General features: G+C 62.9%; 11 protein-coding genes and 1 pseudogene. 4 read left to right on the top strand and 8 right to left on the bottom strand.

The features are described from left to right. The 4 genes and pseudogenes from H7225_RS01515 to H7225_RS01500 all read right to left on the bottom strand — a co-directional run. Positions 1–632, bottom strand: a pseudogene (locus tag H7225_RS01515) (DUF692 domain-containing protein); the annotation flags it as partial. 4 nt (positions 633–636) lie between these two features. Then, entirely contained in the window at positions 637–936 is a 300-nt protein-coding gene (locus H7225_RS01510) for a hypothetical protein (protein WP_290658880.1), read from the bottom strand. Positions 937–1,055: 119 nt separating this feature from the next. After that, entirely contained in the window at positions 1,056–1,922 is an 867-nt protein-coding gene (locus H7225_RS01505) for an AraC family transcriptional regulator (protein ID WP_290658878.1), read from the bottom strand. Then, positions 1,903–2,457, bottom strand: coding sequence for a peroxidase-related enzyme (locus H7225_RS01500; RefSeq protein ID WP_290658876.1), 555 nt, complete (start codon positions 2,455–2,457; stop codon positions 1,903–1,905). Before H7225_RS01500 ends, H7225_RS01505 begins: the two co-directional genes overlap by 20 nt. A gap of 482 nt (positions 2,458–2,939) precedes the next feature. Between H7225_RS01500 and H7225_RS01495 the strand changes: the two genes are divergently transcribed. Continuing rightward, a complete protein-coding gene (locus tag H7225_RS01495) occupies positions 2,940–3,764 on the top strand; it encodes a hypothetical protein (protein WP_290658875.1) in 825 nt (274 codons plus the stop codon). Here the strand turns inward: H7225_RS01495 and H7225_RS01490 are convergent. Next, positions 3,755–4,465, bottom strand: a complete 711-nt coding sequence (locus tag H7225_RS01490) for a hypothetical protein (protein WP_290658873.1) — start codon at positions 4,463–4,465, stop codon at positions 3,755–3,757. The two genes, H7225_RS01495 and H7225_RS01490, sit on opposite strands and share 10 nt — an antisense overlap. Before the next feature lie 291 nt (positions 4,466–4,756). Between H7225_RS01490 and H7225_RS01485 the strand changes: the two genes are divergently transcribed. Together H7225_RS01485 and H7225_RS01480 are read left to right on the top strand one after the other, a co-directional pair. Beyond that, complete coding sequence (locus H7225_RS01485; RefSeq protein ID WP_290658871.1) at positions 4,757–6,580, top strand: acyl-CoA dehydrogenase C-terminal domain-containing protein; 1,824 nt, start codon at positions 4,757–4,759, stop codon at positions 6,578–6,580. Between the two features lie 165 nt (positions 6,581–6,745). Beyond that, complete coding sequence (locus H7225_RS01480; RefSeq protein ID WP_290658870.1) at positions 6,746–8,476, top strand: AMP-binding protein; 1,731 nt, start codon at positions 6,746–6,748, stop codon at positions 8,474–8,476. Positions 8,477–8,557: 81 nt separating this feature from the next. Here the strand turns inward: H7225_RS01480 and H7225_RS01475 are convergent, their stop codons facing one another. Genes H7225_RS01475 through H7225_RS01465 form a run of 3 tightly spaced genes read right to left on the bottom strand, consistent with a single transcriptional unit; the run spans position 8,558 to position 11,896 of the window. Beyond that, complete coding sequence (locus H7225_RS01475; protein ID WP_290658868.1) at positions 8,558–9,574, bottom strand: alpha/beta hydrolase; 1,017 nt, start codon at positions 9,572–9,574, stop codon at positions 8,558–8,560. A gap of 3 nt (positions 9,575–9,577) precedes the next feature. Continuing rightward, positions 9,578–10,420 (bottom strand): SDR family NAD(P)-dependent oxidoreductase, encoded by an 843-nt coding sequence (locus H7225_RS01470; protein ID WP_290658866.1) that lies wholly within the window; start codon positions 10,418–10,420, stop codon positions 9,578–9,580. Between the two features lie 9 nt (positions 10,421–10,429). Beyond that, a complete protein-coding gene (locus tag H7225_RS01465) occupies positions 10,430–11,896 on the bottom strand; it encodes an NAD(P)/FAD-dependent oxidoreductase (protein WP_290658864.1) in 1,467 nt (488 codons plus the stop codon). Between the two features lie 72 nt (positions 11,897–11,968). On the opposite strand from H7225_RS01465, the gene H7225_RS01460 reads away from it, so the two are divergent. After that, complete coding sequence (locus H7225_RS01460; protein ID WP_290658862.1) at positions 11,969–12,661, top strand: TetR/AcrR family transcriptional regulator; 693 nt, start codon at positions 11,969–11,971, stop codon at positions 12,659–12,661. Positions 12,662–12,705: the final 44 nt, after the last annotated feature.

Here is a 12,705-nt window from a genome sequence, read left to right as displayed (position 1 = left end):
TGGATCTGCTGCACGCGGCCCACGGGGATGTGATTGATGAAGTCCAAAGCATCAAAGCCATGGTTCACGCTGCTGACGTGGATGTTGTTCACATCCAGCAGCAACAGGCAATCGGCCTCGTCACACAGGCGGGCAATGAAGTCCCACTCCGTCATGTGCGAGCTTTGAAATTGAACATAGCTGGACACGTTTTCCAGCACCAGGCGCCGGCCCAGCGCGTCTTGCACCTGGCGCACATTGCGCACGACCAGCGCCAGCGCTTCGTCGGTGTAGGGCAAGGGCATGAGGTCATGCAGCTGGCGGCCATGCACACCGGTCCAGCACAGGTGGTCTGACACCTACAGAGGATCGACGCGTTGCACCAGCGCGGCCAGTTTCTTCAAGTAATCGGGATCGGGCCCTGCCACCGAGCCGATGGACAGCGAGACGCCGTGCATGGCCATGGGGTAGCGCTCGCGCAGGGCATCAAGCATGCGCAAGGGCTTGCCGCCGGGCACCATGTAATTCTCGGAAATGATCTCCAGCCAGTCCACTTTTTGCGGTTCGGCCAGAAAGTCGGGGTAGTGCACGGTGCGCAGCCCCAACCCGAATCCGGGCGAGGGCCGCGTCAGCGCGGCAGGCCGCGTGGTCATGGGATTACTTGGCCGCGCCCAGATCACCAATGGTGCCGCCCTTGCTCAGGCAGGCCTTGGCGTCCATGGCCTTGAAGCCGTGGCCCTTGCAGGCGTTCTGGCCCTTGCAAGCGCTTTCCGTGGTCTTGCAATCGCTGTTGCCCTTGCAAGAATGCACGCCGTAGCAATGCACTTTGTCGCTGGCGGCCACGGCCGAGCCCATGCTGCCGGCAGGTGCTTCGGCTGCGAAGGCGGCGCCCGACATGGCGATCAGGGCAGCAGCGGCGGCCAGGCCAGCGAAAGAAGAGGTGGTGCGTTGGGTCATGGTGATTCTCCGATGGGGTCAAAAATGGGTTTGTGAACAAGGCCCGAACGCTGTTTTTCGTTCTGGACAAGGAGGTAGTCGGGGCCACCCGCCAGTTCTCACACCTCACCGGTCAAAAATCAAATCTCTTCGCGCGACTGCGCCAGCCACTGCCTTGGCGATACCCCGATCCTTTGCGCAAAGCCCCGCGACAGGGCCGACGCGTTGGCATACCCCAGCTCCGAGGCCAGCAGCTTGACCGCCTTGCCCTGGCGCAGTCCGGTCTGGGCCAGGCTCATGCGCCAGTTGGCCAGGTAGTCGCCCGGGGTGGCGCCCACCACGCTTTTGAACCGGGCCGCGAAAGCGGTGCGCGACATGCCGGCCTCTTGCGCCAGCGTGTCCAGGCTCCATGGCTGGCCGGGGTGGTCGTGCATGGCAACCAGGGCGCGTGCCAACCGCGAATCGGCCAAACCGGTCAGCATGCCGACAGGCACACCACCGTCTTCGGGGTGGTCCAGCAGCCAGCGCAGCATCTGCAGCAAGACGACTTCGAACAGGCGATCGGCCAGCAGCCGTTGGCCACACTGAACGCGCTCGGTTTCGGCAAACAGCAAGGCCAGCGCGGGCGCCAACCCCTCGACCCGGCTCAAAGGCAAGAGCACCAGGGACGGCAAGGCCCGCACCAGCGGGTGCGTGGGGCCGCCTTCGAAATCGAGCGTGGCGCAGGCGAAGTCGGCGCCATCCGCCGGGGCATTGTGGAACTGGTGCGCCAGCGGCCTGGGGTAGAACAGCAGGCTGGGCTCAGACACCTGGATGCGCTTGCACAGCCCCTTGCTGGCGCGGTGCGTGACCGCCATCTCGCCTTGCCGCAGCACATGCAGAAAGCCACGCCCGGGCTTGGCGGCGTAGGTGGTCACGCCGCACAAAGGCCCGGTGTGGAACAGGTGCGCCCGAACGCTGAAACGTTCGAGCAGCGAGGACAGTCGATCAATGGGCTGAGTCGCCATGCTGCAAGGCCACCTTGGGGAAGTCGACGGGCACGTTCAAGGCCACGTTGATGTAGTTGGTGAAGAGGTTCAAGGCCACATGGGCCAGGATCTCGACCACCTGCTCATCCTTGAAACCCACTTCATGCAGGGCGGCCACATCACCCTCCGTGACCTGGCCGCGCTCGCTGACCACCTTCAGCGCAAAACGCAAGGCAGCGGCCGAGCGCTGGTCGGTGGACTGGCCGATCTGCGCATCCGCCATCTGCTGCGCTGACGCACCGGCTTTCTGGCCCAGCGCCGTGTGGGCCGCCAGGCAGTATTCACAGTGGTTGCGGTTGGCAATCGCCACGGCGATCTGCTCGCCCAAAGTGGCACCGAGGCTGCCCTTGCTCAAGGCGCCAAAGGCAGCCCACATGCTTTGCAGTGCGACGGGCGAGTTGGCCACGGCCTTGAACATGTTGGGCATGGCGCCAAAGGCCTGCTGGATCTGGCCCAGGATGGCCTGGCTGGCAGCGGGTGCATGAGCGGCTTGGAGAAGAGTGACGCGGGACATGGTGCTTCCTTGGTGGTGAATGGAGCCCTCAGTGTCCCGGCGCATCATGAACCCGTGGGTTCATTCCGTACAGGATTCATGCCCATTCGTCCCAAACGCACCATCGTCGCCGCGCGAGAAACGCAGCCCCACCTCAACGTGTTCCAGCGGCCAGGCCTTGCGGTCCGCGTACATGCGAAGGGTATGGCCGTGCAAGCGCTCAGGCTGACCAACAAAAGGTCGCAGGGCGAGGGGCCTGCGTTGGCGCCACCCAGGGCCTCAGGCTCGCCAGAAACCAGGTCATGGCCTCCAACCTCAATTCGCTTGCTGTACTGATCGCACCCGATGCGGGCCACGCCGTGTGCCATGGTGCTGTTTCCTTTTTATCCAGTGAACCCGGGGCAAGGAGAAGCGGATCAGTCGGATCGCCTCGCCCCTCCAGGCAAGGGGAAGGCGCAGGGGCGAATTGCCGCTAGACTGCCCAAGCATTTCAAGGGAGACAGATGAAAACCACATTCAAATTCACAATGGCTTTGGCCATTTGGCTCAGCGTGGGCACGGCCATCGCGGCCCCCACCGAGACATTCTTGTCGGGCACCGGCACCCTGAACTTTCAGGACAATTACCTGCGCAGAGGGGGTATTTTGTGGATCAGCACAACACCCAAGCTCATCAATCCTGGCAGCCTACCTGCCAATACGGCCAGCTATGACCGAGACACCAGGGTGGTCTCGCTCGCCTACGACGGTGCCACCGTCTCTGCGGCCGATGGCAAAGTCACCTTCAGCGCCGCCAACTCCCACGTGGAATTGTTTTTCGGCATGACGAGGGAAGACAATGATGGCAACCCGCTGTCAACGCTCTACCGTGTGATCGCGCTCGACAACATCGCGGTCGATCTCGGCAACGCCTCGGTATACGCCAATGTGTCAAGCTACTACGGCACGGGTGAAGACTTTCCCATCTACGCCGATTTCGGCAGGCTCGCGGTGTTCAAAAGCATGGCACCGATTGCAAATGGCACACAAGGACTGATTGTCAATGGCCAGGCCAGTGGCAGCACCGCCGCAGACCTGATGCTAACCTCGGCCGCCGCAGACATCGTGATCAATGGCTTGTACCGGCTGGCAGGCGAACCGCCCGTGGATCCGCAATCCACCCTGTACAAGGGCGTCATGAGCGCGCTGTGGGGCAGTGCCAGCGCCTCGGGCACATTCGCATCCCCGGTGCCGGAAGCATCCACCCAAGCGCTGATCGTCGTGGGCCTGTTGCCCCTTCTGGCTTTCAGCCGCCGTACACGCCGCTCAGCCAGCGGGCCTCACTGGTAAGCCGCCACCCGAGCCACGTCCAACTCTTTTTCCATCTGCCCCTGGTCAATCAGCTGATCCTTGAAGCGCTTCATGATCACCGCCTCACGCTCCTTGTAGTCGGCGGTCTGGGCATCCTCTGACTTGAGCTTGGCATCCATGGCCGCGTCGTGCTCCAGGGCGCGCATCAGGGATTGGCGCGCGGCCTCTTCCATGGGCCTGCGCTGCGCCTCGTCGGGGATCATGTCGGCGTAGATCGCGGCCTGCAGCATCAAGGCTTCAGGCCCGGTCACCTCCTGATTGGCAAAGCGCACCGGCAAGGCGTCCAGGATGCGCTGGCCCACTTGCGCGCGCTCCAGCGCATTGGGCTGGTCCTTCAGCGCGGTCCATTTGTCCATGTCGCGCTTGAAGCGCAGGTAGCCCACCAGGCGTTTGAGTTCCTGGTCGCGCTGCGGATGGTTGCGCAAGGCATCCACCAGCTGCTGCCACTCCTTGGGGTCGATGTCGGCCGGGCGCTCCAGATCGTGGGTGCCTGAGGACGAGTCCGCCGCGGCCGGCGGCTCGCTGTCCAGCATCTTGGCGTAGGCCTCGACGTGCGGCGGCGTGGGCTGGGCATCGGCCGAATGCGTGCGGCTGGCGTAGTACGCGCCACCCAGCATGGCCACCACGGCCCCACCCACCACCCAAACGATTTTTGAGCGCTGTTTTTTGATCATTAACATGACTGCCACTTCCTCGATTCGGATCCGCGTTACGAAAGCGATCGTTGCACGCAAGGCATTCAAGCCAGGCAGGGTATCTCCGAATCACCCCCCTCTACAGGGGGCGGAAACTGTCGACAAGGCCAGCAAATTTGACCTTGCGGCGTCAAGACATCCCCCGAACGCTCCACTCTGCGGTATAAATGCGACCTTAATTCGAACGATCGTTTGAAAAGCACGGTCGTTCGAAAATCCCAGATTGCTCCCATGGCCCGGCCGCTGTTCACGCGGCTCACAAAGAGGTGATTCCCTATGCCGCAGTACAAAGCGCCCTTGCGCGACATGCGCTTCCAACTCAACGAAGTGTTTGACTATGCCGGCCACTACGCCAGCCTGTCCAACGGTGGCGACGCCACGCCAGACATGGTCGACGCCATCCTTGAGGGCTGCGCCACCCTCTGCGAAGAGGTGCTGGCCCCCCTGTACGCCACCGGAGACCACGAAGGCTGTTCGATCACCGACGGCGTGGTGACCACACCCAAGGGATACAAGGAAGCTTACGCCCAGTACGTGGCTGGCGGCTGGCAAGGCCTGTCGCACCCACAGGAATACGGCGGCCAGGGCCTGCCCATGTCGCTGAACCTGCTGAAGTCGGAAATGATGGGCACGGCCAACTGGCCCTTCACCATGTACCCCGGCTTGAGCTTGGGCTGCATGAACACCGTCTTTCAGTTCGGCAACACCGAGCAGAAGAACCTGTACATGCCCCCTCTGGTCAGCGGCGAGTGGACGGGCACCATGTGCCTGACCGAGCCCCAGTGCGGCACCGACCTGGCGCAGATCCGCACCAAGGCCGAACCCCAGGCCGACGGCACCTACAAGCTCTACGGCACCAAGATCTACATCTCGTCGGGCGAACACGACCTGGCCGAGAACATCATCCACATCGTGCTGGCTCGCCTGCCCGACGCCCCCAAGGGCACCCGTGGCATCTCGCTGTTCATCGTGCCCAAGTTCATGGTCAACGCGGACCGTAGCCTGGGCGAGCGCAACAGCGTCAAGGCTGGCGCGCTCGAGCACAAGATGGGCATCCGCGCCTCGGCCACCTGCGTGATGAACTTCGACGGTGCCACCGGCTTCATGATCAGCGAGCAGAACAAGGGCCTCGAAGCCATGTTCACCTTCATGAACACAGCCCGCATTGGTACCGCTCTGCAAGGCGTGGCCCACGCCGAGTTGTCCTACCAAGGCGCCGTGCCGTATGCCAAGGACCGCCGCTCCATGCGCGCCCTGACCGGCAAGAAAGACACGGACCACCCGAACGATGCCCTGATCTGGCACGCCGACGTGCGCCGCATGCTGCTGACGCAACGCGCTGTGGCCGAGGGTGGCCGCGCCATGATTTACCACGCTGCCAAGCTGGCCGACCACATGGTCGCGAGCCTGGCCGAGGGCGACAATGCCAAGTACGCAGAATACGACGACCGGCTGGGCTTCTACACCCCCATCCTCAAGGGTTTCCTGACCGAACTGGGTCTGGAGTGTGCCAACCTGGGCATGCAGGTCTTCGGCGGCCACGGCTACGTCAAGGACTACGGTATGGAACAGATCGCCCGCGACGCGCGCATCTCGACCCTGTACGAAGGCACCACCGGCATCCAGGCGCTCGACCTGCTGGGCCGCAAGGTGCTGCTGCAATCGCGTGGCAAGGTCGTCTTCGGCTTTACCGGCGAAATGATCGACCAGGCCAAGCCCTACCTGCTGGACGGTGGCCCGCTCGGCAAGATGGCGCGTACCGCCTTCAAGCGCGCCATCCAGTGGAAAGTGCTGACGGTGCGACTGATGCTGCGCGCTAAAAAGGACCGCGATGTCGTCGGCGCGGCCTCCTACGACTTCCTGATGTACGCGGGCTACATGATGATGGGCCACTTCTGGCTCAAGCAGGCCATCGTCGCCAGCAAGGCGCTGTCGTCGGGCAAGGGCGCTGAGTCTAAGGAGTTCTACACCGCCAAGGGACAGACAGCAGAGTTCTTCTTCGAGCGACTGCTGCCCCGCGCCGATGGCCACAAGGCCACCATGCTCTCGCCCACCAGCTCGATCATGCAGATGAACAACGATCACTTCACCTTCCAGTGATCGCCTTTGGTGCAACGCACCATGCGACAGGCCCTCTTCGGAGGGCCTTTTTCATGCCTGGGCACAACCCCGCACTTGACTGAGGGATGGCAAAAGTCCGGATTCATTGCAAAATGACAGCAGTTGTTTTCAGATTGATCCCCGCCTTTTCCACAGGACACATTCATGTCGATTGCCAAACCTTGGTTGACTCAGTACGGCGAAGGTGTGCCCGCCACGATCAACCCCGACGAGTACGCCTCGCTCGTTGACCTGCTGGAAGCCGCCTTCAAGACGCACGCCAAGCGCGACATGGCCGCGTTCATGGATTCCCGCTGGACCTTCGCCGAGATTGATGCGCACTCCAAGGCCCTGGCCACCTGGCTGCAATCATTGAACCTGGCCAAGGGCACGCGCGTGGCAATCATGATGCCCAACGTGCCGCAATACACCGTGGCCATCGCCGGCGTGCTGCGCGCGGGCATGGTGGTGGTCAACGTCAACCCGATGTACACGCCGCGCGAGCTGGAGCACCAGCTCACCGACTCGGGCGCCGAGGTCATCATCGTCCTCGAAAACTTCGCCGTGACCCTGCAAGAGGTGGTCGAGCGCACGCCCCTCAAGCACATCGTGCTGAGCGCCATGGGCGATGTCTTCGGCGCCATCAAAGGCCCGCTGGTCACCTTCAACACGCGCCACCTTGAGAAGAACGTGGTGGCCTTCACCCTGCCTGACAACGAGCGTTGCAAGCAAACGCCCTTGAAGACGGCGCTGGCCAAGGGCCGCTCAGGCCAGTACGTGCGACCCGCCATCCAAGGCGCCGACCCGGCCTTCTTGCAGTACACGGGCGGCACCACCGGCGTGTCCAAAGGCGCCACGCTGTCGCACCGCAACGTCACCGCCAACATCCTGCAGTGCGAGGCCTGGTTCAAGCCCGAGCTCGACAAGCTGGGCGGCCAGTTGATCAACGTGGTGGCCTTGCCGCTGTACCACATCTTCGCTTTGACGGTGTGCTTCTTCCTGAGTGCGCGCATGGGCACGATGAACGTGCTGATCCCCAATGCACGCGACATCCCTGGCCTGATCAAGACGCTCAAGAAGTACAAGATCACGCAGTTCCCAGCGGTCAACACGCTGTACAACGCGCTGGTTGAAGAGCCCGATTTCGCCAGCCTTGATTTCTCGCGCCTGCGCGTGTGCAATGGCGGCGGCATGGCCGTGCAGCAGTCGACCGCCGAAGAGTGGAAGCGCATCACCGGCGTGGCCATCGTTGAAGGCTACGGCCTGTCCGAGACCGCGCCCGTGCTCACCGTCAACCGGCTGGACAACACGCACTACAACGCCGCCATCGGCTTTCCACTGCCCTCCACCGAGATCGTGCTGCTGGACGACGACGGCAACGTGCAACCCACCGGCACGCCCGGCGAAATCGCGGTGCGCGGCCCACAAGTGATGTCCGGCTACTGGAATCGCCCGGACGAAACCGCCAAGGTCATGACCGCCGATGGTTTCTTCCGCACTGGCGACATCGGCTTGTTCGACGAGACGGGCCTGATCAAGATCGTGGACCGCAAGAAGGACATGATCCTGGTGTCGGGCTTCAATGTGTACCCCAACGAGATCGAACAGGTGGTGAGCCTGCACCCCGGCGTGACCGAGTGCGCGGTGGTGGGCGTGCCCGACGACCGCGCCGGCGAGGCCGTGATGCTGTTCGTGGTGCGCAAGGACTACAGCCTGACCGAGAAGATGGTGGCCGATTACTGCAAGGCGCAGTTGACTGGCTACAAGCGGCCCAAGTACGTGGAGTTCCGCGAAGACCTGCCCATGACCAACGTGGGCAAGATCCTGCGCAAGGACCTGCGCGATGAAGCCATCCGCGACATGGCGTTGCGCCAGAAGGCTCAGAAAGCGGCCTGAGGCCCGGGGGGCCTGTGCCCCTGCAAAAACAAAGAAGGCCGCTTGATGCGGCCTTCTTTCATGGGGCGGTCAGTCAGTGGCTCAGGAGACAACGCCCCATTGCTTCTTCAAAAACGCCGCCTGCCGTTGCAAGGCCAGCGTGGCGCTGGGCATGATGCCCGCGTGGATCTGGAACACGTGCCAGCGGCCCTCGTAGATCTCCAGCTCGACCTGGCGGTCAAAGCGCTTGGCGGCGTGCGCCAGCCAGACCGAGTCATCGTGCAGCACCTCGATCTCGCCGACCTGCACCAGCGTGGGCGGCAAGGTGGCCAGGTTCTGGCGCTTGGGGAAGGCCAGCGGATGATCGTGCTGCGGGCGGTACCACGTGAAGCCTTGGTGGCCCCACTCGATGTTGATCATCGGATCGAGCTTGCGATACTTCTTCACGCTCTGACTGTCGAGCTTGGCATCGAAGGCGGGCGACATCATCACCAGGCACTTGGGGCCCGCGATGCCTTCCAGCTCCAGCGCCTTGGTGACCAGCAAGGTCAGCGTGCCACCGGCCGAATCGCCCGCGATCGCGATGTTCTCGGGCTTGAAGCCGTCTTTCAACAACTGCTTGTAGCCGGTCACTGAGTCGTTGATCTGCGCAGGGAACGGTGCCTCGGGCACGCGGCGATAGTGAATGGCCAGCACCTGGCAATTGGCGAACTTGGCCAGGCGGCTGGTGATGCTGCGGTGGCTGCGCGGGCTGCCCGCCACAAACGCACCGCCGTGCAGGTACAACACGGCATGCTGGGGCTTGCTCAGGCCCTTGGGCGTCAGGCGCTCGGCCGTCATGTTGCCCACCTTGGTCTTCTCAACCGTGACGCCGCCCGTGCCCGGCATGACGACCGACAGCATGTGCAGCACGGCACGCTGCAATTGCGGCGGCAAGGGCGGCTTCATGATCGATTTGAAGAACACGCGCAAGCTGGTGCGCATGGCCAACGCTGTCACCGATTCGAGCAAACCGGGCAGCGGCGGGTAGCGGCGGATCACGGGCTCGGACGAGGCCGTGGAAGCTGCGTCGTCAGACACGTCAGGGCCTTCGGCATTCAAAGCATTGGAGTCGCTCATGGATTAGCCCATCATGCCTTTTTTGGCAAACAAGGTCGTCATCGGCTGGTACCAGGACCCGAACAGGCGCACCACCAGGTCCAGGAACTTGGCATCGGGGCCCACCAGCGCGCGGCGCTTGTTGCCCTCCACTGCGCGGATGATCTGACGGGCCGCGCTTTCGGCGGTGGTGGTGTTGAGCAGCTTGTCGAAACGCTCGCGGGCCTTCTCGGCGTCACCGCCTGTCTTGGCGTTCATGGCCGGGTCCATCTTGGCATCGCGGGCAATGTTGGTGCGGATGCCACCGGGGTGCACGCAGGTGGCGCTGACGCCGCACTTGTCGATGTCCAGCTCCTGGCGCAGGGCTTCGGTGAAGCCGCGCACCGCGAATTTGCTGGCGTTGTAGCAACCCTGGGTGGGCAAGGCCAGCAGGCCAAACAGGCTGGAGGTGTTGATGATGTGGCCTTCGCCCGACTTCTTGAGGTGCGGCAGGAAGGCTTGCGTGCCCCAGACCACGCCCCAGAAGTTGATGTCCATGATCCATTCAAAGTCAGCGGGCTTGACGCTCTCGATCAAGGCCCCCAAGGCCACGCCCGCGTTGTTGAAGATCAGGTTGACCTTGCCGTGGTCGAGCACCACTTGGTCGGCCCAGGCGTTCATGGCTTCGCGGTCGGACACGTTCAGCTTGTGCGTGGTGACCTTGACGCCCAGCTTGCCCGCCATGGCGCCCGTCTCGGCCAAGCCGGCTTCATTGACGTCGCTCAAAGCCAGGTGGCAGCCTTTGGCGGCCAGTTGCAGCGCCAGCGTGCGGCCCATGCCGGACGCGGCGCCCGTGATGGCCGCCACTTTGTTCTTGAAGTTTTTCATGAGTTTTTCTTATTTGGTTTTGATGACGTAATCGGCCAGCTTGAAAGAGCTGGTGGCCTGGCGGTAGCGGAAGGTGAAGCCTGGCCACAAGGTGGTGTTCTTGCCGCTGTCGTTGACATACCAACTCTTGCAGCCCGAAGCCCACACGGTGCCCTTCAGGCGCGACTGCATGTTCTCGACGAACTGTTGCTGCGCTTCCGCGCGCACGTTCACCACCGCCATGCCTTCCTTGCGCATCTTCAGGATCGCGTCGAGGGCGTACTGCACTTGCGACTCGATCATGTAGACCATGGAGCTGTGGCCCAGGCCCGTGTTGGGGCCCATCAGGAAGAACAAATTGGGGAAGCCCGACACCGACATGCCCAGGAAAGCCTCCGGCCCACCTTGCTTGGCCCAGCCATCGGACAGGTCGCGCCCGCCCAGGCCGGTGTAGGCGCCACGGGGCACCAGCTCCTGCACGCGAAAGCCCGTGCCCCAGATGATGACGTCGGCGGGGTGCTCCACCCCATCGGCCGTGACGATGCCTTGGGGCGTGATGCGCTGGATGTTGTCGGAGACGATTTTGACGTTGTCGCGCGCCAGAGCGGGGTAATAGTCGTTGGACACCAGCACGCGCTTGCAACCGGCGCTGAAGTTGGGCGTCAGCGCCTTGCGCTTGGCCGGATCCTTCACGTGCTTGTTGATGTGGCGGCGGCCCAAAACCTCGAGCACCTTCAGGATCTTGGGCGAGATCACGAAGCCCAGCACGCGGCCTTCGAGGATCCAGTAGGTGGTCCAGCGGTGCAGCTTTTGGGTGAAGGGAATCAGGCGCGTGATGTGCTTGGCCAGCTCCGAGCGCTTCCAGTCGGGCTTGGGCATGACCCACGGCGCCGTGCGCTGGAAGTAATCCAGGCGGGCCACCTTGGGCGCGATCTGGGGTACGAACTGGATGGCGCTGGCGCCCGAGCCGATCACGGCCACGCGCTTGCCAAGCAGGTCAACGTCGTGGCGCCAATCGGCCGAGTGGAACATCTCGCCAGCAAAGGTTTCGCTGCCTTCGGTCTTGGGGACGAAAGGATTGCTCAAGGCGCCAGCGCCCGAGACGAACACCTGGCCGTTGAACTGGCGGCCGTCTTCGGTGGACACCACCCAAGTGGAGGTGGCTTCGTCAAAACGCGACGCCACCACATTGGCGTTGTAGCGAATGTGGGGCAAGATGCCGTACTTTTCAGCACAGCGCTGCAGGTAGGCCCAGATTTCGGGCTGGGGTGCGAACTGCCGCGACCAATCGGGATTGGGCTCGAATGAATACGAATACAGGTGCGACTGGACATCACACGCACAACCCGGGTAGTGGTTGTCACGCCAAGTACCGCCCACGTCGTCGGCCCTTTCCAGGATGACAAAATCATCCACACCCGACTGCTTCAATCGGATCGCCATGCACAGGCCCGAAAAGCCCGTGCCCACGATCACCACACCTGCTCGCTCACTCATGCATCTGTCTCCGAGTCCACTGCCGCACTGCACCATTTTGACAATGGTCAACATCAAAAATAGTATTTGACAATGGCCGTTTCCAGAATCAGGGTTAACCCCGAATCACCCTCTACTTCGGGGACAACCGGCCGGCGTTACGCGGGGGTCGATCCAGAAGAGCGCCAACGCCAGCGCAAGGCGCGCCTGGTTGAAGGCGCGCTGGCGGTGTTTGGCGAAAAGGGCTTCCATCCGGCCACGGTGCGGGACGTGTGCAAGGAGGCGAAACTCACATCGCGCTATTTCTACGAGTCATTCGACAGCATGGAGGCGCTGTTCCGCTCGGTCTACGCCTCGATCAGCCGCGAACTGATGCAGGCCACCATCATGGCCTTGGCCCAGTGCCCGCCCGACCCCGAGAAGCTGACCGAGGCGGCCTTGCGCACGTTCCTGGGGTTCATCCAGGAGGATCCGCGCCGCGCCCGCGTGGCCCTGATCGATGCCCTGAACGTGGGCGAAGGCATGAACTCGTTGGCCAACAAGGCCAGCCAGGACTACGCCCAACTGGTGAGCACCTTCGTGCACCAGTTCTTCCCGAACATGGCCGAACTGGGCCTGAACCCCACCATCATCGCCGACGGCCTGGTGGGCTCCAGCAACCGCATTGCCACGCAATGGGTGGCCGAGAAATGCAAGACGCCGCTGGACGAAGTGCTGCACAACTGCCTGAGTATTTTCAAGGCCTGCATTGAAATGGCCCGGCGCGGCACCACCACCCCGCCATGAAAAAATAGGCTGCGATCAACCCATGCCCTGCCCATCGTCAGCTG

Source organism: Aquabacterium sp. (assembly GCF_014378415.1).
Taxonomy (GTDB): Bacteria; Pseudomonadota; Gammaproteobacteria; order Burkholderiales; family Burkholderiaceae_C; genus Aquabacterium.
This window is presented reverse-complemented; position numbering and strand designations above follow the sequence as displayed.